This window comes from Brevundimonas sp. SL161 (genome assembly GCF_049896985.1).
In the GTDB taxonomy this organism is placed as follows: domain Bacteria; phylum Pseudomonadota; class Alphaproteobacteria; order Caulobacterales; family Caulobacteraceae; genus Brevundimonas.
Genome location: NZ_JAFCVJ010000010.1, coordinates 87,593 through 109,829 on the forward strand (window position 1 = coordinate 87,593; position 22,237 = coordinate 109,829).

At 66.6% G+C, this 22,237-nt stretch carries 21 protein-coding genes, 1 tRNA gene and 2 riboswitches; of the genes, 13 read left to right on the plus strand and 9 right to left on the minus strand.

The window, feature by feature from the left end:
* Nucleotides 1–245 precede the first annotated feature (245 nt).
* The 4 genes from ftsZ (at nucleotide 246) to ACP7AU_RS09310 (ending at nucleotide 4,653) form a co-directional block, all read left to right on the plus strand.
* Nucleotides 246–1,793 carry a cell division protein FtsZ gene (gene ftsZ, locus ACP7AU_RS09295; RefSeq protein WP_426051249.1) on the plus strand — a complete coding sequence of 516 codons (1,548 nt, stop codon included), beginning with the start codon at nucleotides 246–248 and terminating at the stop codon, nucleotides 1,791–1,793.
* Between the two features lie 182 nt (nucleotides 1,794–1,975).
* A complete protein-coding gene (gene lpxC, locus ACP7AU_RS09300) occupies nucleotides 1,976–2,875 on the plus strand; it encodes a UDP-3-O-acyl-N-acetylglucosamine deacetylase (protein WP_426051235.1) in 900 nt (299 codons plus the stop codon).
* Nucleotides 2,876–3,127: 252 nt separating this feature from the next.
* Nucleotides 3,128–4,561: a M20/M25/M40 family metallo-hydrolase gene (locus ACP7AU_RS09305; protein WP_426051236.1), complete on the plus strand. Its 1,434-nt coding sequence runs from the start codon at nucleotides 3,128–3,130 to the stop codon at nucleotides 4,559–4,561.
* Between the two features lie 7 nt (nucleotides 4,562–4,568).
* A tRNA-Leu gene (locus tag ACP7AU_RS09310) sits at nucleotides 4,569–4,653 on the plus strand.
* Between the two features lie 3 nt (nucleotides 4,654–4,656).
* Here the strand turns inward: ACP7AU_RS09310 and ispH are convergent.
* Nucleotides 4,657–5,628, minus strand: coding sequence for a 4-hydroxy-3-methylbut-2-enyl diphosphate reductase (ispH, locus tag ACP7AU_RS09315; protein WP_426051237.1), 972 nt, complete (start codon nucleotides 5,626–5,628; stop codon nucleotides 4,657–4,659).
* A gap of 133 nt (nucleotides 5,629–5,761) precedes the next feature.
* On the opposite strand from ispH, the gene ACP7AU_RS09320 reads away from it, so the two are divergent.
* The 8 genes from ACP7AU_RS09320 to ACP7AU_RS09355 all read left to right on the plus strand — a co-directional run bounded on the left by ACP7AU_RS09320 (nucleotide 5,762) and on the right by ACP7AU_RS09355 (nucleotide 15,554).
* A complete protein-coding gene (locus tag ACP7AU_RS09320; RefSeq protein ID WP_426051238.1) occupies nucleotides 5,762–6,436 on the plus strand; it encodes a Tat pathway signal sequence domain protein in 675 nt (224 codons plus the stop codon).
* The gene (gene argS / locus ACP7AU_RS09325) at nucleotides 6,433–8,196 is read left to right on the plus strand and encodes an arginine--tRNA ligase (protein WP_426051239.1); all 1,764 of its coding nucleotides are present in this window, start codon (nucleotides 6,433–6,435) and stop codon (nucleotides 8,194–8,196) included. Before ACP7AU_RS09320 ends, argS begins: the two co-directional genes overlap by 4 nt.
* 24 nt (nucleotides 8,197–8,220) lie before the next feature.
* Nucleotides 8,221–9,234, plus strand: coding sequence for an adenosine deaminase (locus tag ACP7AU_RS09330; RefSeq protein ID WP_426051240.1), 1,014 nt, complete (start codon nucleotides 8,221–8,223; stop codon nucleotides 9,232–9,234).
* 476 nt (nucleotides 9,235–9,710) lie between these two features.
* Nucleotides 9,711–9,809: riboswitch (glycine riboswitch) on the plus strand.
* 4 nt (nucleotides 9,810–9,813) lie between these two features.
* A riboswitch (glycine riboswitch) is annotated at nucleotides 9,814–9,914 on the plus strand.
* A gap of 60 nt (nucleotides 9,915–9,974) precedes the next feature.
* On the plus strand, nucleotides 9,975–11,090 hold the full coding sequence (gcvT, locus tag ACP7AU_RS09335) for a glycine cleavage system aminomethyltransferase GcvT (protein ID WP_426051241.1): 1,116 nt from the start codon (nucleotides 9,975–9,977) through the stop codon (nucleotides 11,088–11,090).
* Nucleotides 11,091–11,133: 43 nt separating this feature from the next.
* Nucleotides 11,134–11,499, plus strand: a complete 366-nt coding sequence (gene gcvH / locus ACP7AU_RS09340) for a glycine cleavage system protein GcvH (protein WP_426038974.1) — start codon at nucleotides 11,134–11,136, stop codon at nucleotides 11,497–11,499.
* Between the two features lie 144 nt (nucleotides 11,500–11,643).
* Nucleotides 11,644–12,990 carry an aminomethyl-transferring glycine dehydrogenase subunit GcvPA gene (gene gcvPA / locus ACP7AU_RS09345; protein WP_426038975.1) on the plus strand — a complete coding sequence of 449 codons (1,347 nt, stop codon included), beginning with the start codon at nucleotides 11,644–11,646 and terminating at the stop codon, nucleotides 12,988–12,990.
* 2 nt (nucleotides 12,991–12,992) lie between these two features.
* Nucleotides 12,993–14,570: an aminomethyl-transferring glycine dehydrogenase subunit GcvPB gene (gene gcvPB, locus ACP7AU_RS09350; RefSeq protein ID WP_426051242.1), complete on the plus strand. Its 1,578-nt coding sequence runs from the start codon at nucleotides 12,993–12,995 to the stop codon at nucleotides 14,568–14,570.
* A 45-nt stretch (nucleotides 14,571–14,615) separates the two neighbouring features.
* Nucleotides 14,616–15,554, plus strand: a complete 939-nt coding sequence (locus ACP7AU_RS09355; RefSeq protein WP_426051243.1) for an SDR family oxidoreductase — start codon at nucleotides 14,616–14,618, stop codon at nucleotides 15,552–15,554.
* Between the two features lies 1 nt (nucleotide 15,555).
* On the opposite strand, the gene ACP7AU_RS09360 is transcribed toward ACP7AU_RS09355, so the two are convergent.
* Nucleotides 15,556–16,146, minus strand: coding sequence for a DUF805 domain-containing protein (locus tag ACP7AU_RS09360; RefSeq protein ID WP_426051244.1), 591 nt, complete (start codon nucleotides 16,144–16,146; stop codon nucleotides 15,556–15,558).
* 180 nt (nucleotides 16,147–16,326) lie between these two features.
* On the opposite strand from ACP7AU_RS09360, the gene ACP7AU_RS09365 reads away from it, so the two are divergent.
* Complete coding sequence (locus ACP7AU_RS09365) at nucleotides 16,327–16,797, plus strand: DUF6789 family protein (RefSeq protein ID WP_426038993.1); 471 nt, start codon at nucleotides 16,327–16,329, stop codon at nucleotides 16,795–16,797.
* A gap of 74 nt (nucleotides 16,798–16,871) precedes the next feature.
* Here ACP7AU_RS09365 and ACP7AU_RS09370 read toward each other — a convergent pair whose 3' ends face one another.
* The 7 genes from ACP7AU_RS09370 to ACP7AU_RS09400 all read right to left on the minus strand — a co-directional run bounded on the left by ACP7AU_RS09370 (nucleotide 16,872) and on the right by ACP7AU_RS09400 (nucleotide 22,139).
* A complete protein-coding gene (locus ACP7AU_RS09370) occupies nucleotides 16,872–17,387 on the minus strand; it encodes a F0F1 ATP synthase subunit B (protein ID WP_426038979.1) in 516 nt (171 codons plus the stop codon).
* Nucleotides 17,387–17,974 (minus strand): hypothetical protein, encoded by a 588-nt coding sequence (locus ACP7AU_RS09375; protein WP_426051245.1) that lies wholly within the window; start codon nucleotides 17,972–17,974, stop codon nucleotides 17,387–17,389. Before ACP7AU_RS09375 ends, ACP7AU_RS09370 begins: the two co-directional genes overlap by 1 nt.
* Nucleotides 17,975–18,050: 76 nt before the next feature.
* Entirely contained in the window at nucleotides 18,051–18,275 is a 225-nt protein-coding gene (locus ACP7AU_RS09380) for a F0F1 ATP synthase subunit C (RefSeq protein WP_168045007.1), read from the minus strand.
* Nucleotides 18,276–18,331: 56 nt separating this feature from the next.
* Nucleotides 18,332–19,108: a F0F1 ATP synthase subunit A gene (locus tag ACP7AU_RS09385; RefSeq protein WP_303696277.1), complete on the minus strand. Its 777-nt coding sequence runs from the start codon at nucleotides 19,106–19,108 to the stop codon at nucleotides 18,332–18,334.
* A gap of 9 nt (nucleotides 19,109–19,117) precedes the next feature.
* Complete coding sequence (locus ACP7AU_RS09390) at nucleotides 19,118–19,477, minus strand: AtpZ/AtpI family protein (RefSeq protein WP_303696276.1); 360 nt, start codon at nucleotides 19,475–19,477, stop codon at nucleotides 19,118–19,120.
* A 481-nt stretch (nucleotides 19,478–19,958) separates the two neighbouring features.
* Complete coding sequence (locus tag ACP7AU_RS09395) at nucleotides 19,959–20,699, minus strand: polysaccharide deacetylase family protein (RefSeq protein WP_426038980.1); 741 nt, start codon at nucleotides 20,697–20,699, stop codon at nucleotides 19,959–19,961.
* Nucleotides 20,700–20,879: 180 nt separating this feature from the next.
* Nucleotides 20,880–22,139 carry a DNA polymerase IV gene (locus tag ACP7AU_RS09400; protein WP_426051246.1) on the minus strand — a complete coding sequence of 420 codons (1,260 nt, stop codon included), beginning with the start codon at nucleotides 22,137–22,139 and terminating at the stop codon, nucleotides 20,880–20,882.
* Between the last annotated feature and the right edge of the window lie 98 nt (nucleotides 22,140–22,237).

The following is a 22,237-nucleotide window of genomic DNA, read 5'->3' on the forward strand; positions in this document are numbered from 1 at the left end:
GGTTGAAATGGCGGCCCGTAGGGCCGCCATTTCTTCTTTGAGGACTAGGCGGATGACGTCTGCTATCGTTTCTTTCTCCCGCAAAGTCGGCTCTGCGCCCTTCAAAACCGTCCGACTCGCGCTATCCGGTAACCTTCTCTTAACGACGGTGAGCGATCCTTAACGCGCTCATAACCAATGCGGATCTGCGGGGACTTCGCACTGGACGTTCAAGGGGCAGGGTCGGAAAAAAGGTCGGTTTGGATATGTCTCTCTCGCTGGTGCGGCCCTCGGCCACGGAACTGAAGCCCCGGATCGTCGTCTTCGGCGTCGGCGGCGCAGGCGGCAACGCGGTCAACAACATGATCGACGCCGGCCTCGAAGGGGTCGAGTTCGTCGTCGCCAACACCGATGCCCAGCATCTGTCGTTCGCCAAGACCGACCGCCGCATCCAGTTGGGTGAGACCATCACGCAAGGCCTGGGCGCCGGCGCCCATCCCGAAGTCGGCATGAACGCCGCCGAGGAGTCCGCAGACGAGATCCATGCGCACCTCGATGGCGCACACATGATCTTCATCACCGCCGGCATGGGTGGCGGCACCGGAACCGGCGCGGCGCCGATCATCGCCAAATGCGCCCGCGATCGCGGCATCCTGACCGTCGGCGTTGTGACCAAGCCTTTCACCTTCGAAGGCCGTCACCGCATGCGTCTAGCCGAGGCCGGCATCGCGGAGCTGCAGCGCTACGTCGACACCCTGATCGTCATTCCGAACCAGAACCTGTTCCGCGTCGCCAATGAGCGGACGACCTTCGCCGACGCCTTCGCCATGGCCGACCAGGTGCTGCACTCGGGCGTCCGTTCGATCACCGACCTGATGATCCTGCCGGGCCTGATCAACCTCGACTTCGCCGATGTGCGCGCCGTGATGTCCGAGATGGGCAAGGCGATGATGGGCACCGGAGAGGCCTCCGGCGACGACCGCGCCCTGCTGGCCGCCCAGAACGCCATCGCCAACCCGCTGCTGGACGAGACGTCGCTGAAGGGCGCCAAGGCCGTGCTGGTCAACATCACCGGCGGTCTCGACATGACCCTGCTGGAAGTCGACGAGGCCGCCAACGCCATCTCGGCTGAGGTGGACGGTGACGCCAACATCATCTTCGGCGCAGCCTTCGATCCGGCCCTGGACGGCAAGATCCGCGTCTCGGTCGTGGCCACCGGCATGGACGAAGTCGCCACCGCCAAGATCGAGCCGGCCACTACGCGCCAGACCGTCTTCCATGATCCGCGTCATGCGGCTCCGGTCGCCGAGGCACCCCGTGCGCGCGAGCCTGTCCGCCGCGAGCCGGTCCGCGCCGAAACCTATCGTGCGCCTGAGCCCGCGCCCGTCGTCCCGACCTTCCAGATGCCCGAGCCCGTCGCGCGTGCGCCTGAGCCCGTCATTCACGTCGCTGAAGAGCGCACCCTGACGCCGATCGTCGATCCGTGGGTCGAGGCCTTCGAATCCGACCAGGGCCGTCAGCCAGCCGCCACCGCCCAGGCTGACCAGGGCGACCTGTACATGGACCGCGCCCCCGCGGCCCCACAGCCCGCCGACTACAACGAACCGGTCTACGACGACCGCGATCATCGTAAGTCCGGCTGGAGCCTGTTCGGCAAGAAGCCGCGCGCCCAGACCGCCTACGCTCCGGCGGCGACCGCATCGCGCGGCCAGCCCCAGATGCGTCAGACGGCTCAGCCTTTGCCGGAAGCCGAAATCGCGGCCGCCGAGGATGATCTCGAAATCCCGTCGTTCCTGCGTCGTCTGGCCAACTGATCCGGCGCACGAACGCTTTGGACGCCCCGGGGAAACCCGGGGCGTCTTGCGTTAGGGTCAAGGTTAAGGCGGCGGAAACAATTCGAAACCCGACTTTGGTTTTCGCCTTGCTGCACTGCGGTTAGGGATCGATCTTCCGCTCATGCGTGCTTCCGCACGCCGGGCGTCCAGTGGATTAAATCTTGCCGCCACGCCCCGATCATCGCGAACGGACGCTGATCGCCCCCGCCATATGTGCGGGCGTGGGTGTGCACACCGGGCAGCGGGTTCGCCTGGCCATTCGTCCGGCGCCCACCGGAACGGGCATCGTCTTCGTCCGCACGGATGTCACGGATCGTGACAATCGCATTGTCGTGTCCGGCGACGTTGTGGTCGATGCGCGGCTGAACACCATGATCGAGAATGCGGCCGGGGTTCAGCTATCGACCATAGAACACCTCATGGCCGCCTTCTGTGCCCTGGGAGTGTCCAACGTGATCGTCGAGGTCGACGGGCCCGAACTGCCGATCCTGGACGGTTCGGCTCTGCCGTTCGTCCAGTTGCTTGACCGCGCGGGCTTCCGTCGCCAGGAGGCCCCGGTCCGCTACATCGAGATCCTTGAGCCGATCCACGTCACGGACGGCGACAAGCATGCTGCCCTCTATCCCTGCGACCGCTATGAGATGCGGTTCGAGATCGATTTCGACAACCCCGTGATCGGCAACCAGGTTATCGATTTCGTCGTCGACGAACAGACCTTCCGCGACGAGATCATGGCCGCACGCACCTTCGGCTTCGCCCATGAGGTCGAGGCCCTGCGTCAGGCCGGTCTGGCGCGCGGCGGTTCGCTGGAGAACGCGGTCGTCATCGACGGCGACGACATCCTGAACCCCGGCGGCCTGCGCATGGGGCGCGAGTTCGTGCGTCACAAGGCGCTGGACGCGATCGGCGACCTCTATGTCATGGGTGCGCCCTTGCTGGGCCGGTACGAAGGCTACAGGGCCGGTCATGCGGTCAACAATCTGCTGGTCCGCGCCCTGTTGGCCGCCCCCCACGCCTGGCGCGAGGTGGTTCTGGAGCCGCAACTGGCCCAGGTCGGTTAGGGCTCCCCGGCCTAAGAATTTATTCCCTATAACGTCTTGCACTGGACGCCGTCCATGTCCATCTGCATGGGCGGTCGTTGACAGGGCTGATCCGCTCCGGGCCGGGGAGGGCGCGACTCTGTCGACTCTGTCGACTCTCTTTTCCGGAGTCGCATAGGGGATTTCGCCGGGGCCGAATCCGATCGTAAAACCACTCACACTTTCCGGGATCAGGCCCTAGTGTCCTGGCCAATCGTGATCTGGAGTTTCGGCATGTTCGTTTCCGTTCGTCGTTCGGCGCTCGCCGCCGTGTCGGTTCTCAGTCTCGGGGCCGCGATCGCGGGCCCGGCCATGGCGCAGGACGCAGCCACGATCCGCGCCGCGATCAGCGTCCGCGATGCCGCCCTGACCGACGCTGTCGCCATGGATTACGTCACCCAGCTTACGACCCGGTTCGGACCGCGTCCGGCGGGTTCGGCCTCCGAAACTGCTGCGGCGGAATGGGCCGCCGGTCATATGCGCGAACTGGGCTTCAAGAACGTCCATATCCAGGCCTTCCCTTTGGTCGGCTGGGAGCGGGGACAGGAGAGCGCCTCGATCGTCGGCGCCAACCCGCAGCGACTGGTCGTCGCCGCCCTGGGCCACTCGCCCGGCACCCCGGTCGGCGGCATCGAGGCCGAAGTCGTGCGCTTCGCCTCGCTGGAAGACCTGCAGTCGGTCCCGGACGGCTCGCTCGCCGGGAAGATCGCCTATGTTGACGCCGGCCAGATGGTCGCCATGCAGTCGGGCGGCGGCTACGGCCCCCTGACCCGGATCCGGGGCGCTGGCCCCGCTGTGGCGGCCCAGAAGGGCGCCCTGGCCTTCATCATGCGTTCGGCCGGGTCGGACGAGCATCGCATGCCGCACACGGGCACTACCCGCTATGTGAACGGCGTCGTTCCCTTGCCGGGCTTCGCGCTCAGCGCACCTGACGCGGACCAGTTGAGCCGGCTGGTATCCTACGGCGCTCCTGTGCGGATCCATCTGTCGTCGACCGCCCATACCTACGAGACGACGTCACACAACGTCATCGGCGACATGCCGGGTCGGTCGCGGCCTGAGGAGGTCATTGTCCTCGGTTCGCATATGGACAGCTGGGACCTGGGCACCGGCGCCATTGACGACGGCGCGGGCGGGGCCATCACCATCGCGGCGGCCAAGGCCATCGCCGAACAGGGCCGCACCGCGCGTACCGTGCGCGTGATCCTGTACGGCTCGGAAGAGGTGGCCCAGCCGACCGACACCGGCAACGGCGGCGGCGCCTATCTGCGCAGCCTGTCGGCGGAAGACATCGCCAACCACGTCTTCACCGGCGAGAGCGATTTCGGCGCGGACCGCGTCTATGCGCTGCAACTGCCCGTCGGGGCCCAGACCGGCGCCTTCGCCGACGCCGCCAACCGGGTGCTCTACCCGATCGGTGTGCTGCGCTCGAACGTGCCCGAGACCGAGGGGGGCGCCGACATCGGCCCGATCGTCGAGGCGGGCGTGCCCGTGTTCGGGCTAAAGCAGGACGGCCTGCGTTATTTCGACCTGCACCACACGGCTGACGACACCCTGGACAAGATTGATCCCGAGCAACTGCGCCAGAACGTGGCCGCCTGGGCCGCTCTGGTCTGGCTGGTCGCGGATTCCGACGTTGACTTCCGGGCTATGCGCCCGGCGGAGTGACCGGATTGCGGGCGTGGCGAAACTGGTAGACGCAACGGACTTAAAATCCGTCGACCTAGGTCATGCCGGTTCGACCCCGGCCGCCCGCACCAGCCTCAAACTGTCAGAGCTCTGGGCAGTTTGAAGGTCACGGTTTCCTGCTCGCCCGGATCGTCGGCGAGGGTGACATCAAACCGGGCCTGCAGCGCCTGGATCACGGCCTGGACCAGCGGTTCGGGAGCAGAGGCGCCGGCCGTCACCCCGACGGTCGTAACGCCGTCGAGCCAGCTCCAGTCGATCTGCGAGGCGTCGTCGATCAACTGAGCGTTGCCGGCTCCAGCGCGCAGGGCGACCTCAACCAGCCGCACCGAGTTGGAAGAGTTTTTCGATCCTACAACGAGCACCAGGTCCGAGCCGTTGGCCAGTTGCTTGACGGTCTCCTGGCGGTTGGTGGTGGCGTAGCAGATGTCTTCCTTGTGCGGATCCGGGAGCTCCGGGAAGCGGCGTTTGAGCACGCGCAGGATTTCCGAGGTGTCGTCCAGCGAGAGCGTCGTCTGGGTGGCGTAGGCCAGGGGCAGGCCGCCCGGACGCTGGAAGGCCTCGGCATCCTCGACCGTCTCGACAAGGCTGATGGCGCCCTGCGGCAGTTGGCCCAGCGTGCCGACGACCTCGGGGTGGCCGGCGTGGCCGATCAGGATGATGTGCCGGCCATTGGCGTGGTGGCGTTCCGCCTCGACGTGGACTTTCGAGACCAGCGGACAGGTGGCGTCCAGGAACATCAGTTCGCGCGCCCGGGCTGTGGCCGGCACCGATTTCGGCACGCCATGGGCGGAGAAGACGACCGGTCGATCGTCGGGGCATTCGTCCAGGTCCTTGACGAACACGGCGCCCAGGCTCTTCAGCCGGTCGACCACATGCTTGTTGTGGACGATCTCGTGGCGGACGTAGACGGGCGCGCCGAACTTCTCGATGGCGCGCTCGACGATCTGGATGGCCCGGTCGACGCCGGCGCAGAAGCCGCGCGGCGTGGCCATGCGCACCGTCAGGGGCCTAAGACCGGAGGCGGGAGAGGGGGAGAAGGCGTCCATGGGCCAAACCTAGTCGTTCCGGCGGCGCCTCGCCACCGTGGCGGGCTTCATTGGTTTGCGACGCCTCGCTTTAGCCGCTATCAGGCGGGAAGCCTGACCGCGTTCCGTCAGCGCCAGATTTCCGGATTTCCTAATGCGTCTTGCGACCGTCGCCCTCGCCGCCCTGGCGGTCTTCGCCTCTACCGGCGCTCATGCCCAGATGCAGGGTCAAGGCCAAGGCCAGCGTGAGCGTGATCGCAGCGCCGGCGGCCAGAGTGAGGAAGAAAGCCGCGAGAGCCGTCGTCCGCCCCGTATCGCGCCGCTGCGGTCGGTGCCCAACGCCGGGCCGTGTCCGTTCGTGAAGATCCTCTATGACGCCGCCCGGTTCGTGGAGCTGGAGGGCGGCCGCGCGGCCGCGGCCAACGTCGGCTACACCGGCGAGATCGAGGGCGTCAGCGCCGGCTGCGCCTATCAGTCGGACGAGCCGATCTCCGTTCAGATGGACATCCTGTTCAACCTCGGCCGTGGTCCGCAGGCCGGCGGCGACCAGCGCACCTATCGCTACTGGATCGCGGTCACGGAACGGAATGAGGCCGTGCTGGCCAAGGAATACTTCGATCTTCCCGTGAACTTCGAAGGCGCCGCGACGGCTTCGGTGACCGAAGAGCAGTCGATCATCATCCCGCGCGCCACCGCCGAGACCAGCGGCGGCAATTTCGAGGTCCTGATCGGCTTTGACGTCACGCCCGAGATGGCCGAGTTCAACCGCACCGGCAGCCGTTTCCGCATGACGGCCGGCCAGGCCGCGGCGGCCCCTCCCGCAGAATGACCGATCTCAGAACCGACCTCGGCGAAGCGGTTGCGGCCGCCTTCGCCGCCGAAGGCGTGGAAGCGTCCGTTGCGCGCGTCACCGCTTCCGACCGGCCCGACCTGGCCGATTTTCAGTCCAACGGAGCTCTGGCCGCCGCCAAGGCGTTGAAGGCCAATCCGCGCGAGCTGGCCGGCCGTGTCGCTGAACGCCTGGCCGCTGATCCGCGCCTGTCAGGCGTCGAGGTGGCGGGACCGGGTTTCATTAATCTGAAGCTCTCCGACGAGGCGCTGGCGCATCGAGCGCAGGGCGTGGCCGATGACGCGGCGCTGGCCGGCGCGTCGAAGGTCGCCGAACCGCGCAAGGTCGTCATCGACTACGCCGGGCCGAACGTGGCCAAGCCGATGCACGTCGGGCACCTGCGCTCCTCGATCATCGGCGAAAGCCTGAAGCGACTGTTCCGGTTCCGCGGCGACACGGTCTGGGGCGACGCCCACTTCGGCGATTGGGGCTTCCAGATGGGGCTTCTGATCGTGGCCGTCGGTGACGAGGGCAAGGCCGACGGCTTCCTGGCGGAGGGCGAGGGCCCATTCCCGGATCACAGCCCGGTGACGCTGGACGACCTGGAGCGGCTCTATCCGCAAGCGGCGGCCAGGGCCAAGGAAGACACCGACTATCGTGACCGCGCTCGCAAGGCGACGGCGGAGCTTCAGGGTGGTCGTCCGGGCTATCGCGCCCTGTGGCGGCATTTCGTGGCGGTGTCGAAGACGGCGCTGGAACGCGAGTTCGGAGCCTTGGGCGTCACCTTCGACCTGTGGAACGGGGAGTCGGACGCTGATCCCCTGATCCCGGCCATGGTCGACGACATCAAGGCGCGGGGTCTGGCCGAGTTCGATCAGGGCGCCTGGATCATCCGGGTGGCCGAGGAGGGCGAGAAGCGCGAGTTGCCGCCGCTTTTGCTGGTCTCGTCGGAAGGCTCGGCCATGTATGGCACGACCGATCTGGCCACGATCCTGGATCGGCGACAGCAGTTCGACTTCGACCTGGTCCTGTACTGTGTGGACCAGCGGCAGGGCGACCACTTCGAGCAGGTATTCCGGGCTGCCTACAAGGTCGGCTACGCCACGCGGGGTCAGCTGGAGCACGCGGCCAACGGCACGATGAACGGGTCGGACGGCAAGCCCTTCAAGACCCGGGCGGGCGGCGTGCTGAAGCTGCACGACCTGATCACCCAGGCCCGGGACAAGGCGCGCGAACGACTGAAAGAGGCCGATCTGGGCGCCGACCTGTCGGAAGCGGAGTTCGAGGACACCGCGTCGAAGGTCGCCGTGGCGGCTCTCAAATTCGCCGACCTGTCGAACAGCAGGACGACCAGCTACGTCTTTGATCTCGATCGTTTTATGAGCTTCGAGGGCAAGACTGGCCCCTACCTGCTTTACCAGTCGGTGCGGATTAAATCCCTGCTGCGCAAGGCCGAGGCGCAGGGCGTCCTTGCCGGGCCGATCTTCGTCCGTGAGCCAGCAGAGCGGGATCTGGTGCTGACGCTGGACGCCTTCGATCAGGCTGTCGGCGATGCCTACGACAAGCGGGCACCGCACCTGATCGCCGAGCACACCTATCGTCTGGCCCAGTCCTTCTCCAAATTCTATGCGGCCTGCCCGGTGCTGGCGGCGTCGGAGCCGGAGACGGTCGCGTCGCGACTGGCCCTGGCCGGGGCGGCGCTGAGTCAGCTGGAGACGGCGCTGCGGCTGCTGGGAATCGACACCCCCGACCGGATGTAGGTTAGACTGGCGCACCCAGAACGGATGCGACCCATGTCCCTCGACGCCTATATCGCCGGCCTGCCCAAGGCTGAACTTCACCTGCACATCGAAGGCTCGCTCGAGCCCGAACTGATGTTCGAACTGGCCCAGCGGAACGGGGTCCAGATCCCGTTCGACAGCGTCGAGGCGGTACGGGCGGCCTATGACTTCTCCAACCTGCAGGACTTCCTCGACATCTACTACGCCGGGGCGAACGTCCTGCTGACGCGCAAGGATTTTGAGGATCTGGCCTTCGCCTATTTCCGGCGGGCGGCGGCGGATAACGTGCGGCACGCGGAAATCTTCTTCGATCCCCAGACCCATACCGACCGGGGCGTCGCGTTCGGCGTGGTGGTCGAGGGGCTGATTGCCGGGATGGACCGGGCGAAGGCGGAACTGGGCGTCACCTCGGGTCTGATTCTGAGCTTCCTGCGGCACCTGTCGGAGGCGGAGGCCTTCGCGACGCTGGAGATGGCCAGGCCCTATCTGCATCACTTCATCGGGGTCGGTCTCGACTCGTCCGAGATCGGGCATCCGCCGTCGAAATTCGTCCGGGTCTTCGCTGCCGCGCGCGAACTGGGGCTGAAGCTGTGCGCCCATGCGGGAGAGGAGGGGCCGCCGGCCTATGTGCATGAGGCGCTGGATCTGCTGCACATCGACCGGATGGACCACGGCAACCGCTCGATGGAGGACGAGGGTCTGGTCCAGCGGCTGGCCGCCGAACAGATGACGCTGACGGTCTGTCCCCTGTCGAACCTCAAGCTCTGCGTCGTGAAGGACCTGAAGGATCATCCGGTGCCGGAGATGCTGCGCCGGGGCCTGCATGTGACGCTGAACTCGGACGACCCGGCCTATTTCGGCGGTTACGTGAACGCCAACTATTCGAGGCTGGCGGAGGCCGTGGGGCTAAGCCGCGAGCATGTGACGCAGCTGGCGCGGAACAGTTTCGAGGGGTCGTTCCTGTCGGAAGCCGAGAAGGCGAAGCTTCTGGCCGAGGTCGACGCCTACGCGGGCTGACGTTTCGTCCGCCTGTCCGGACGAAAAACACCCTGACGAAACAGACGAAACGGACGAACAATCCGTTTGCTCGCTCTCTCCGCGAACCTGGCGTGCAGTGTACGTCAGCGGGATACCAGGGCTAACAAACGGGGTCGCACGGGCTTCTGGATCAGCCGTGGTGGTGTTTCGGGATGCGCGTAAGATTTTATGTTCGACATCGAAATCCTCGTTCCAAGGTGGGCATCTTGTCATCCCGGACAGCGCGAAGCGCTGATCCGGGACGGGTTCGTATATTAATTTGTGGCGCGGTCGGCCGCTTGGCTGAACCGGGCCGAGGGATAGTGGATCGGCCTGGCCCCGGATGAGCTGCGCTCTCCGGGGCAAGATTAATGGGAGCGTCCCGTCCCGGCTCTTCGCTTCGCTACGGCCGGGATTACAACGGCCGGTTCACAAGCCCAAGCTTGACTTCGCGCCGGAGTCGGGGCCTTGGTCACCTCGCTCTCGCGGGAGAGATCGGGCGGCGTGAAAACCGACCCGAAGCCGAAGGCGCAACCGCCCCGGAAACGCTCAGGCAAACGGACCGCGAGGACATTCGGACGCTGGAAAGTCACCCTTCGCGGGTGCGCCGACGGAGCAAGACGCCTCGCATTCCAGCAGGGATGGCAGGCGCCGGAATCTCTCAGGCTTCAAAGACAGCGGGGGCGCGAGGACGGCGGAGCTTTCCGCCTCGAGACGCGACCCTGAAAGTCTGGACCCGCATGACCGACGATACGCTGAAGACCACCGTTCTGAACGCCGCGCACCGTGCCGCCGGCGCCCGCATGGTCGGGTTCGGCGGCTACGACATGCCGGTGCAGTACGAGGGCGTCCTGGCCGAGCACCGCTGGACGCGCGAGCACGCCGGCCTGTTCGACGTATCGCACATGGGCCAGTGCAAGATCACCGGCGTCGACGCCATCGCCCAGTTCCAGCGCTTCGTCCCCGGCGACTATCAGGTGCTGAAGACAGGCCGCCAGAAATACAGCCTGGTGCTGAACCAGGACGGCGGGATCATCGACGACCTGATGGCGGGCAAGCCCGATCACGACGGCCTGTTCGTCGTCGTCAACGCCGGCAACAAGGACGAGGACTTCGCCTTCTGGGCCGAGTATCTGTCGGGCGACGCGACGCTGACCGTGCTCGACGACCGCGCCCTGATCGCCATCCAGGGGCCGGAGGCGGCCGAGGTCATGGTGAAGCATGAGCCGGTGCTGGCCGAGTTCGGCTTCATGGATTGCGCCCGCCTGATGCTGTTCGGGGTCGACTGCTACGTCTCGCGCTCGGGCTATACCGGTGAGGACGGCTACGAGATTTCTGTCCCGGCAGCCGACGCCGAGCGGGTCTGGAACACCATTCTGGAGGACGCCCGGGTCAAGCCGATCGGCCTGGGAGCGCGCGACAGCCTGCGTCTGGAGGCCGGGCTGCCGCTGCATGGGCATGACATCGATCCGACAACCTCGCCGGTCGAGGGGGCGCTGACCTTCGCCCTGTCGAAGTCCCGCAAGGAGGCCGCCGACTTCAACGGCGCCGAACGCATCCTGAAGGAGCTGGCCGAGGGTTCGTCGCGGGTTCGCGTGGGCCTGAGCGTTAAGGAGGGCGCCCCGGCGCGCGAGGGCGCGGAGATCACGGATCTGGACGGCAAGGTCATCGGCACGGTGACCTCGGGTGGGCCGTCGCCGACCCTGGGTCGCAACATCGCCATGGGCTATGTGCCGCCGTCGCACGCCGCCCTGGGGACCGCGCTGAAGGTCATTGTGCGCGGCAAGGCCGCCGCCGCCGAGGTCATCGACATGCCGTTCGTCGCCCAACGCTATTACCGCAAACCCAAGGCCTGATCCCCCGGTCGAGCCGGAGGATGACGAGAAAAAGGAACACGCCATGCACTTCACCAAGGATCACGAGTGGGTTCGCCTCGAGGGCGACGTCGCCACTGTCGGCATCTCGAAACACGCCGCCGACCAACTGGGCGACGTGGTGTTCGTCGAGACGCCGGAAGCCGGCAAGACCGTCGGCAAGGGCGACAGCTTTGCCGTCGTGGAGAGCGTCAAGGCGGCCTCGGACGTCTATGCGCCGGTGTCGGGTGAGGTGATCGAGGGCAATGTCGTCCTGGCCACCGCCCCCGAGACCGTCAATGCCGACCCCGAAGGCGAGGGCTGGTTCGCGAAGATCAAGGTGTCGGACGCCGGCCAGATCGACGGCCTGATGGACCGCGCCGCTTACGACGCGTTTCTGGCCTCGCTTTAATCTGCCCGCTCATCCCCGCGAAAGCGGGGACCCAGTCCTGTCGCGAGGCAGGGTGGCTGGGATGAGCGGTTCGTCCTCCCCGGCGACGGTCTTCGCCCAAAGCACTGGCTCCCCGCTTTCGCGGGGATGAGCGGAACAAAATAGATGCGCTACCTGCCCCTGACCCCCGACGACCGCACGGCGATGCTCGCCGCCATCGGCGTGAAATCGATCGACGATCTGTTCGTGGACGTGCCCGAGGCGGCGCGGCGGGACGGGTTCGTCGACCTGCCGCGCGTCATGGGCGAGCTGGAGGTCGAGCGGGCGTTGAAGACGCTGGCGGGCAAGAACACGGCGGCGGGCGACGTGCCCTTCTTCTGTGGCGCCGGGGCCTATCGTCACCACGTGCCGGCGACGGTGGATCACGTGATCCAGCGCTCGGAGTTCCTGACCAGCTACACGCCGTACCAGCCGGAGATCGCCCAGGGGACGCTGCAGTATCTCTATGAGTTCCAGACCCAGGTCGCGAACCTGACGGGCATGGATGTGGCCAACGCCTCCCTCTACGACGGCTCGACCGCCATGGCCGAGGGTGTGCTGATGGCCACGCGGGTGACGCGCCGGAACAAGGCGGTCATCTCGGGCGGGGTGCATCCGCACTACGTCAAGGCGACCGAGACGGTCGTTCACGCCGTGGGCGTCGAGACCGAGGTCCTGGCCGCCGCTGTGGACGCGGAAGCCGACGTCATCGCCCGGATCGGACCGGACACGGCCTGTGTCGTCGTCCAGACCCCGAACGTGTTCGGCACGGCGACCGACGTGACGAAGATCGCAGAGGCCGCCCACGCCGCCGGCGCCCTGCTTATCGTGGTGGTCACCGAGGCCGTGTCGATGGGCCTGTTGAAGTCGCCGGGCGAGATGGGGGCCGACATCGTGGCCGCCGAGGGCCAGTCGATCGGCAACGCACTGAACTACGGCGGACCCTATGTCGGCCTGTTCGCGACGCGCGAGAAGCTGATCCGCCAGATGCCGGGCCGCCTGTGCGGCGAGACGGTGGATGCGGACGGCGAGCGGGGCTTCGTGTTGACCCTGTCGACGCGCGAGCAGCACATCCGTCGCGACAAGGCGACGTCGAACATCTGCACCAACTCCGGTCTGTGCAGCCTGGCCTTCACCATCCACATGAGCCTGCTGGGCGAGACGGGCCTGCGCAAGCTGGCCCTGCTGAACCACGAGAAGGCCCTGGCGACGCGGGATGCGCTGGCGGCCATTCCGGGGGTCGAGATCCTGACGGGTCGGTTCTTCAACGAGTTCGCTGTGAAGCTGCCGAAGAATGCCGCCGAGGTGGTGGATCAACTGGCGGCGCATCATGTGCTGGCCGGCGTGCCTTACAGCCGACTGGCGCCCGACGCCGGCATGGACGACGTCCTGCTGGTCGCCGCGACCGAGACGACCCTGGATGCCGACATCCAGATCCTCGCCAAGTCCCTGACCAAGATCCTGGGAGCCTGATCATGAGCACGATGAACACTGTCGGCCGTCCGACCGCCCCGACCGCGAATGATCACGACTACAAGTATCCGACCCTGACCGGCGGGCGAGGCCTGTTGCAGGCCGAGCACCTGATCTTCGAGAGCGACGGCTGGGGCAAGACCGGCGTCGACCTGCCCGAACCGAAGACGGACGGGTCTGATCTGGGCGATCTGGTCCGCCGCGATCCGATCGGCCTGCCAGGTCTGAGCGAGCCGGAGACGATGCGCCATTATGTGCGCCTGTCGCAGAAGAACCACGCCATCGACCTGGCCATCTATCCGCTGGGCTCGTGCACGATGAAGCACAATCCGCGCCTCAACGAGAAGATGGCGCGCCTGCCGGGCTTCTCCGACATCCACCCGTTGCAGCCGACCTCGACGGTGCAGGGCGCGCTGGAGTTGATGGACACCCTGGCGCACTGGCTGAAGACACTGACGGGCATGCCCGCCGTGGCCCTGTCGCCCAAGGCCGGCGCCCATGGCGAGCTGTGCGGCCTGATGGCCATCCGCGCCGCGCATGAGGCCTCGGGCCAGCACGAGCAGCGCCGCAAGGTGCTGGTGCCGACCTCGGCCCACGGGACCAATCCGGCGACCGCCGCCTTCGTCGGCTACACCGTGGTCGAAGTGGCCCAGACCGAAGACGGCCGGGTCGATGTGGCCGACCTGGCCTCGAAACTGGGTCCCGACGTCGCCGCCATCATGGTGACCAATCCGAACACCTGCGGCCTGTTCGAGCGCGACATCCTCGAGATAAGTCGCCTGACGCACGAAGCGGGCGCCTATTTCTACTGCGACGGGGCCAACTTCAACGCCATCGTCGGTCGGGTCCGCCCGGGCGATCTGGGCGTCGATGCCATGCACATCAACCTGCACAAGACCTTCTCAACGCCCCACGGCGGCGGCGGTCCCGGCTCGGGTCCGGTCGTGCTGTCGGCCGCCCTGGCCCCGTTCGCCCCGGCCCCCTGGGTCGTGCATGACGCGGATGGCTATCGCCTGGTCGAGCGCGAGGAGGACGAGGCCGCCCAGGCCTTCGGCCGGATGTGCGCCTTTCAGGGCCAGATGGGCATGTACACCCGGGCCCTCAGCTACATGATGAGCCACGGCTCTGACGGCCTGCGACAGGTCGCCGAGGATGCGGTGCTGAACGCCAACTACATCAAGGCCCGACTGTCGGACGTGATGAGCGCCGCCTTCACCGAGGGTCCGTGCATGCACGAGGCCCTGTTCGACGACGAATGGCTGAAGGGCACGGACATCACCACGCTCGACTTCGCCAAGGCGATGATCGACGAGGGCTTCCACCCGATGACCATGTATTTCCCGCTGGTCGTCCACGGGGCCATGCTGATCGAGCCGACCGAGACGGAATCCAAGGCTGAGCTCGACCGGTTCATCAACGCCCTGCGTCTGCTGGCCCAGGCGGCGAAGGCCGGCGAGGTGGACCGCTTTAAGGGTGCCCCCTTCCATGCGCCCCTGCGTCGCCTCGACGAGACCCGCGCGGCGCGTTCGCCCAAGCTGCGCTGGACCGCGCCGGAAGGCACGAACATCGCGGCCGAGTAGCTTCGACGCCTTGTGAATGATGGAGGCCATGCCGACTTGATCGTCATGGCCTTTTTCACGACAGACGACATTCCCGACCAGACCGGAAAACTGGCGATCGTCACCGGCTCGACCGGCGGCACAGGATTCGAGACTGCTCTCGCACTCGCCCGCAAAGGCGCCGAGGTCGTCATCGCGGCGCGCAATCCAACGAAGGGCGAGGCGGCGATCCGACGCATTCGCCGCAGCGTGCCCGCCGCAGCCGTACGATTTGAAGCACTGGACCTGGCCAGCCAGGCGTCGGTGACCGCCTTTTCGGATCGCGTGCTGGGGCAGGGATGGCCGATCGATATCCTGGTCAACAACGCCGGTGTCATGGCCCTGCCGGAGCGCGAAGTGACCGTGGACGGGTTCGAGATGCAGCTGGCGACCAACTACCCGGGCCATTTCGCCCTGACCGCGCGGTTGCTGCCGCAGCTGAAGGCGGGACAGGCGCGGGTGGTCCAGCTGTCCAGCATTGCCCACCGCCGGGGCCGTATCCAGTTCGACGATCTGAACCATGCGCGCCAGTATAAGGCCTGGCCGGTCTATGCGCAGTCGAAACTGGCGATGCTGATGTTCGGGCTTGAGCTGGACCGCCGCAGCGCCGCCCATGGGTGGGGATTGACCAGTGTGGTGGCCCATCCCGGCTATGCCCGGACAGGTCTGATCGGCAACGGGCCGCTGACCGGGCGGCCGGTGTCGCGAACCGTGATGGGCCTGCTGTATCGGCCGTTCATCGAGCCGTTGATCAGTCATTCGCAGCAGGCCGGTGCCCTGCCGATCCTGATGTCGGCGACGGAGCCGACCGTGAAGGGCGGAGCCTATATGGGGGCGACCCGGATGAACGAGCTGAAGGGTCCGCCCGGGCCGGTGAAGGCCGAACCCCAGGCCCTGGATACAGCCGCAGCGGCGCGGTTGTGGGACGTTACCGGGCAGATACTGGGCGTCCGGTTCGCCGCCTAGTTCAGGTGCTGGCCGATGTGGGCGATGGCGGCGTCGAGCAGGGAGCAGTCTGCGCGCCGGCGATGCGGGCGGCCAAGAGCGTCTCGGCCGCCTGGGCGGCGACCCAGGCGGAGGCGCTGCAACGGGCGCGGCCTTCGAAGCTGAAAAATCCAGACAGGGCGTTCATGTCAGGCTCGAGCGGCCGGACGGACGCCATGTTCCTCTTCCTGATCAGCACAGCGAACAGGGCCTCGGCGCCGACGAACGGGACCAGGGCGATCCAGGCGTAGAGACCGGGGCGTCCGAGATCGCGGAGGCGACGGGCGCTGAGGATCAGGAAAGCCGCGAAGAGAGCCATCGTCAGAGCCGCGAGGGCAGCGTAGCGGGCCGTCTGATAGTCCGTCTGCTGGATCGCAGCGTCAGTCGCCGCGCCGTAGACCTCATAGTCGCCGCGCCAGAGTGAATCCAGAATCCGTCCGCTCTCGATGAAGTTCGGCAGTTCGAGCAGCAAAGGCTGGGCCAACAGCAGGATCAGCGACAGGCCAAGCACGGAGAGTAAATAGGGGAGTCGGGACAGGCGCCCCCAAAACACGCTCGAACGAAACACAGGCACCTCCCCTTGCTATGTGAACTCTAGCAAGGGTTGCAGGAAGGGCAACGCTTTCCCGTTCCTTCGCAACTGCGAAGCACGGCTTTGTGAAATATGGCTGTTTAGTGTCTCGCCTCGAGAGGCGTAGAGTCCTCCCCGCGTTATCGGAACAGACAATAAGCGTTGGGAGGCGCTGTCGTTATGATGTCACGCGTACAAAAGGGAATGATCGCCGGCCTGTTCGCCACGGTCGCGGTCTCAATACTCGAAGCCGTGAATGTGTTTGCTGGACCTTGGGTGGAGCCGTTTCCACTCTTTGTCGCCAGTCTGATCGGGATGCCCGGGAACCTGGCCGTGGGGTGGATCGCTCACTTTATCGCCGGCACGGTGATCTTGGGGGGCCTGTTCGGGATCCTGTGTCCGCGGATGCCGGGTCAGACGCCTGAGACCAAGGGGATCATCTTTGCCGTCGGCGCCTGGGCGGTGCTGATGGTGGCAGTGTTCCTGTTCGGCGATTCGCGGATTCTCCGCGGCTCGGGCGGATTCGGAATGGTGGCCTGGATGCTGGTCAGCCATGCCGTGTTCGGCATCGTGCTGGGCAATGTCTACGCTCGGCTGGTGGCGCGGGAGAAGCGCGCCGCCAAGCTGATGGACGGCGTCGCACCGGCGCACTGAGCGGTCTGGAAAAGGGAAGGGCGGCGCACCGGACCGGTGCGCCGCCCATTCGCATGACTTCAGGCGTTAGCCCCTTAGTTCAGGCGCGTGCCGATCTGGGCGATGGCGGCGTCGAGCAGGGGGTCGGTCTTCGCGCCGGCGATACGGGCGGTGAGGATGGTCTCGGCGGCCTGGGCGGCGACCTCGGCGGCGGCGGCCTTGACCTCTGCCGTGGCCTGGATCTCGGCGGAGGCGATGCGGCGCTCGGCAAGGGCCTGGCGACGGGCCAGGGTCTCTTCGAGGCGGACCTTGGCCTCGGCTTCCATGATGCGGGCGTCGGCCTCGGCGGCGGCCAGCATGTCGCGAGCCTGGGCCTCGGCGGCAGTCTTCTCGGCGCGGATGGTGGCGAGAAGAGCCTCGGCCTCGGCGCGCAGGCGCTGGGCCTCATCCAGTTCGGACTGGATCTTGGCGCCCTTGGCGTCCAGCTGGCCGGCGACCAGTTTCGGCACGCCGACGTAGATGCAGATGCCGATGAAAATCAGCAGGCCGACAAGGACCCACATCTCGGCGCTCTGGAGACCCCAGAAGCCCTCTTCCATGAACATGTTCATCAGACGGCTCCCTTGACGGCGGCGGTGGCCTCGGCGGCCGAGGGGGCCTTGCCGGTCAGGCGCTCGACGATGGCCGAGGCTGTGTCGGCGGCGATGGTGGCGACATTGGCCATGGCGGCGTCGCGGGTCTTGCCGATGGCGATCTCGGCCTCGGCGATGCGGGCGTTGACGACGACTTCTTCCTCGGCGGCGCGACGGTTGGCCTCGTCGGTGACCCGAGCCTTGGCGGCGACGGAGGCGGCGCGCGAGTCAGCGCGGGCTTTCTCGACCTCGGCCTTGGCGGCCTCGGCCTGGCCGGCGGCCTCCGCCTGAACCTGGCGGGCGGTGGCGACGGCGGTGGAGATGGTGGTCTCACGCTCGTCGAACACGCGGCGCATGCGCGGGGTGAAGACCTTGGCGATCAGCCAGTAGAGGATGGCGAACAGGAAGATCAGATAGACGATCTGTCCGAACCAGTGCTGGAACTCGAACTGGGGCAGGCCCCCGCCTTCGCCGTGTGCGGCTTCGGTCGAGGCATGCGTCGTCGCGACATCGACAGGGGCTGTGTCGGACGCGGGAAGTACGAGTTCGGGAGTTTGTGCAGCCATGGTCCGTCTGTTCTGAAATCAGGCGAAAAGGCGCGGCAGCCGGATCACCGGCGCCGCGCCTGATCGGGTTCGGCGATCAGGCCGAGTAGAGCAGAATGCCCAGAACGAAGGACAGGATGCCCAGGGCTTCGGCCAGGGCGGCGCCCACGAACAGGTTGCCGATTTGCGAGCCGGCGGCCGACGGGTTGCGCAGGGCGCCCGTCAGGAACGAGCCGAAGATGTTGCCGACGCCGATGCCGGCGCCGATCATGCCGGTCATTGCGAGGCCGGCGCCGATGAGCTTGGCGGCTTCTGCTTCCATAATCTTTAGTCCTAGTCTGAGGTTGGTTGGTTAGGGACGAAAACTGGGTGGAGGCTTTAGTGCCCGTGGCCCAGGTTGACCACATCGTTGAGGTAGATGCAGGTCAGAACGGCGAAGACGAAGGCCTGGAGGAAGGCCACCAGGAACTCCAGCGCGGTCAGTCCGACGGTCATGCCCATCGACAGCAGGGCGATCGGGATGCCGAGGCCGAGGCCGACGGACCCGCCGACGCCCACCACGACGAAGCCGGCGAAGACCTTCAGGGCCACGTGGCCGCCCATCATGTTGCCGAACAGACGAAGGGTCAGGGTGACCGGGCGCAGCAGGAAGGAGACGAACTCAATGACGATAACGAAGGGCAGGACCGGCCACGGCACGCCCGACGGGACGAACAGCTTGAAGAAGCCGAGGCCGTGCTTGGCGAAACCGATGGCCAGCACCAGCAGGATGGTCAGCACGCCGAAGGTGGCGGTGACGGCGATCTGCGAGGTGGCCGTGAAGGTCAGGAACAGGCCGATGAAGTTCATGGCCAGGATGAAGGTGAAGACCGTGAAGACGAACGGGAACAGCTTGCGCCCATCATGGCCGATGATGGAATCGACGATGCCGTCGATCATGCCGAACATGGTCTCACCGGCGGACTGCCAGCGGCCCGGGACGACCTTGGCGCCGGCGGTCACGACCTGAAGGAACAGGACGACCACGCCGAAGGCGACGGTCATGGCCAGGTGCGAGTTGGTGAAGGCGAGCTGCTGCTCGCCGATGACAGGCAGGGTCACCGTGCCGAAGTCGACAAGGGGAACGATCTGGAACTGGTGAAGCGGATCAGCCATGGGCGCCTTTTAGTCTTCTTCGTCATCGTCGAAGGGAACCGACTTCGGCTCCACTCCGCTTGCTTTCGCCTGGGCCATCAGGCGTTGCGCCGTCGACCAGGCCATCCAAACCGAAACGGCGAAGCCCAGAAGGACGCCGCCGATCAAACCCCAAGGATTGGTATGGAAATACCAGTCCACGATGGCGCCGAGCGCCAGACCCACGAACACGCCGCCGAACAGGTCGGCGATGATCCGCCACGCCTGACCGGCCGCCGCCTGACCCGCCGCCTCGTGAGAAACCTCGCGGGCAGTGCGCGCCTCCAGAGACGAAGCGCTGTCGGTGAGGCGTTTGATCGCCTCTTCGCGCGATTCCGGGGGCAGGGACATGGGCTTTGTTTGTTTCGAACCCCGCCCGGCCACGCATGGATTTGCGGGCCCCGACAGGGGTCTGAATTCGGCGCGGAACCTATAGGCGAGGGGCGGGAAGGTCAAGGCGCGGGATGGTCGCGCTAAGGTGTTGAATTGTCGCGGGTCTGACAGTGCAGGCTGGTTCGTGTTGGTGTGACGAATGGGCGGGGTGAGGCCAGGCGTGCGAACGGCAATACACCGTCCGAAGCGTACGGAGCGTTCGAAGCGTTCGGGTCGTGCGACTCCAAAAGGGGAGTCGACCGAGTCGACAGAGTCTACATCCGGGAGGGTGTTGGAGCGGCGATGTCAAAGACCAGCCGCAGTGTCGCACGGTTTCGAGGGGCGCTTGCGATAAAGGCTCCCGGTAGAGCCGAGCGTTGATTTTAAGAGCGGATTTGGGCGATCCGTTGATGGGTATGGCCCCCACCCTCCCTCTCCCCTGCGGGAGAGGGGACTGAAATCAGGCCGCCATCTTTTGCCACGCCTCGCCCACCGGCATGATCTCCAGCCCCGCCGCTTTCGCCAGCCGGATCACGCGATCGAGGTCGTCCGGGGTGCAGCCGTAAGGCGTCGGGCCGTCCATGACGTCGTGGCCGTAGGCGATGAGCCAGCCCTTGCGGGCGGCGGTCGCGGCCATGAGGGCATCGAGGTCGTAGCCGGGCAGGCGGCGGCTTTCGAGGCCGATGGCCTGGAGGTTGGCGCGGTCGGCGCTGCCGGCGTTGACGCCGTCGCGGACGCCGCGGGCGAGGGCGAAGCGGTCCGCGACCATGGCCTTGGCGCCGACCGAGACGTCTCCGTAGGGCCAGGCGAAGGTCGTCATGACATGGCCCGCCAGCCTTTCGGCCACCCAGGCGGCGTTCCTGTCCAGATCGGCGGCGTAGGCCTCGGGCGAGACCGCGAGGGCGCTGGTGTGGCCGAAGGAGTGGCAGCCGACCTCGTGGCCGGCGCCGAACAGGGCCTGGAGGTGGTCGGTGGTGAACTGGGGCAGGCCCAGGTTCTGTCCGCCCGACAGGCCGCCGGCGACATAGTAGGTGGCGGTGACGCCATGCTCCTTGAGGATGGGGCCGGCCTCGGTCCAGGCGGTCACCGGGATGTCGTCGAATGACAGGCTGAAGACACCGCGCTGCGGGCGGACCGGCGCGGGGCGGACGCCGAGGTAGCGGCCACCGCGGCGGCGCATCTTGTCGAGAAAGGCGGACATTTCTTCATCCTAGATCGCGCGAGTTAATCCCTCCCTTCCGCTCCACATTTCCGTGCATCCCCGCGAAGGCGGGGATGCAGGTTTTAGCAAAGCCACGGTGCGCGGGATCCCTGTCTGCGCTCGCTCCGTAGGCCGTTCGCCCAAAGCACTGGGTCCCCGCTTTCGCGGGGATGAGCGGAATCATTTTGTTTTCGGCTTCAACGCCCTCCCGGCCACCACGGCGGAGGCGCCGAATCTCTGGCGCAGGGCGTCGATGGTGGTCTCGGTCGTGAGGGTGCGGCGCTCGGATGAGGCGAACAGGCCTTCGGGCCTGTCCTCCGCGTCCTGGACGTCGGCCAGGCCGATGCCGATCAGGCGATAGGGTCGGCCGAGCTCGGGGGCAAGCAGCTCTCGGCCGACGGCGAACAGGGCGCGGGCGGTCTGGACCGGGTCGAGCAGGGTCTTGCGCCGGGTGACGATCCTGAAGTCGGTGCGGCGCAGCTTTAGCACCACGACGCGGCTGGAGACGCCGTCGCGGCGGGCCTTGGAGGCGACCTTCTCGCACAGGGGCCAGAGTTCGGCCTCCAGCGCCTCGAGCGCGGTCAGGTCGATGTTGAAGGTATTCTCCGCGCTCATGCCGCGCCGGTCGTGCTCGGGGTTCACGGAGCGGGCGTCGCGAGCGTGAGCGAGGTCGTGGAGCCGAAGGCCCGTTTCGCCGTAGCGTTTGACCAGATCGCGGACGTCGGCGGCGGCGAGGTCGCCGACGGTGGCGAAACCGTCCGAGACCAGGGTCTTGCCGAAGACGGGACCGACGCCGGGCAGGATGCGGACGGATTTCGGGGCCAGGAGCGTCTGGGCATTGGCCGTGCCGATGACGGAGAATCCGCGCGGCTTGTCCAGTTCGGAGGCGATCTTGGCGAGGAAGCGGTTGGGGGCCAGGCCGATGGAGACGCCGAGGCCGGTCTCGTCCTCGATCCGTTTCTGGAGGCGGATCAGCTGGAGCGCGGGCGGGCCGCCGTTGAGGCGTTCGGTGCCGGACAGGTCGATCCAGGCCTCGTCGAGGGACAGGGTCTGGACCAGGGGCGTCAGCTCGCCGACGAAGCGGAAGATGCGCTCCGATTCGGGGACGTATTTCGAGAAATCCGGCTTGAGGACCACGGCGTCGGGACAGGCCTTGAGCGCCTTGAACATCGGCATGGCCGAATGGACGCCGGACTGGCGGGCGATGTAGCAGCAGGTCGAGACCACGCCGCGCACCCCGCCGCCGACGATGACGGGCCTGTCGCGCAGTTCGGGGCGGTCGCGCTTTTCCACCGAGGCGTAGAAGGCGTCGCAGTCGAGGTGGGCAATCGACAGCCGGTCCAGCTCGGGGTCGCAGACCACGCGCGGCGAGCCGCAGGACGGGCAGCGGACGACCGAATCCTCCCCGGCCCACAGGCAGTCGCGACAGATGGCTTTCATGGTGAAGCTTGAATTCCCGACTTCACCCCAACTTAAGACTGGGCCGCCACAATCCCAATCGAAGAAGCGGCATGCCTGTCAGCGCGACGTCCGCGCCA

Coding starts and splice junctions, on each gene's coding strand:
- ACP7AU_RS09355 (WP_426051243.1), top strand. CDS start 14,616: ATGGCCTTTTTCACGACAGACGACATTCCCGACCAGACCGGAAAACTG.
- gcvT (WP_426051241.1), top strand. CDS start 9,975: ATGACCGACGATACGCTGAAGACCACCGTTCTGAACGCCGCGCACCGT.
- argS (WP_426051239.1), top strand. CDS start 6,433: ATGACCGATCTCAGAACCGACCTCGGCGAAGCGGTTGCGGCCGCCTTC.
- ACP7AU_RS09395 (WP_426038980.1), bottom strand. CDS start 20,699: ATGTCCGCCTTTCTCGACAAGATGCGCCGCCGCGGTGGCCGCTACCTC.
- ACP7AU_RS09375 (WP_426051245.1), bottom strand. CDS start 17,974: ATGGCTGCACAAACTCCCGAACTCGTACTTCCCGCGTCCGACACAGCC.
- ACP7AU_RS09370 (WP_426038979.1), bottom strand. CDS start 17,387: ATGAACATGTTCATGGAAGAGGGCTTCTGGGGTCTCCAGAGCGCCGAG.
- gcvH (WP_426038974.1), top strand. CDS start 11,134: ATGCACTTCACCAAGGATCACGAGTGGGTTCGCCTCGAGGGCGACGTC.
- ftsZ (WP_426051249.1), top strand. CDS start 246: ATGTCTCTCTCGCTGGTGCGGCCCTCGGCCACGGAACTGAAGCCCCGG.
- ACP7AU_RS09380 (WP_168045007.1), bottom strand. CDS start 18,275: ATGGAAGCAGAAGCCGCCAAGCTCATCGGCGCCGGCCTCGCAATGACC.
- ACP7AU_RS09390 (WP_303696276.1), bottom strand. CDS start 19,477: ATGTCCCTGCCCCCGGAATCGCGCGAAGAGGCGATCAAACGCCTCACC.
- ACP7AU_RS09305 (WP_426051236.1), top strand. CDS start 3,128: ATGTTCGTTTCCGTTCGTCGTTCGGCGCTCGCCGCCGTGTCGGTTCTC.
- ACP7AU_RS09400 (WP_426051246.1), bottom strand. CDS start 22,139: ATGAAAGCCATCTGTCGCGACTGCCTGTGGGCCGGGGAGGATTCGGTC.
- gcvPA (WP_426038975.1), top strand. CDS start 11,644: ATGCGCTACCTGCCCCTGACCCCCGACGACCGCACGGCGATGCTCGCC.
- ACP7AU_RS09365 (WP_426038993.1), top strand. CDS start 16,327: ATGTCACGCGTACAAAAGGGAATGATCGCCGGCCTGTTCGCCACGGTC.
- ACP7AU_RS09330 (WP_426051240.1), top strand. CDS start 8,221: ATGCGACCCATGTCCCTCGACGCCTATATCGCCGGCCTGCCCAAGGCT.
- gcvPB (WP_426051242.1), top strand. CDS start 12,993: ATGAGCACGATGAACACTGTCGGCCGTCCGACCGCCCCGACCGCGAAT.
- ACP7AU_RS09320 (WP_426051238.1), top strand. CDS start 5,762: ATGCGTCTTGCGACCGTCGCCCTCGCCGCCCTGGCGGTCTTCGCCTCT.
- ACP7AU_RS09385 (WP_303696277.1), bottom strand. CDS start 19,108: ATGGCTGATCCGCTTCACCAGTTCCAGATCGTTCCCCTTGTCGACTTC.
- ispH (WP_426051237.1), bottom strand. CDS start 5,628: ATGGACGCCTTCTCCCCCTCTCCCGCCTCCGGTCTTAGGCCCCTGACG.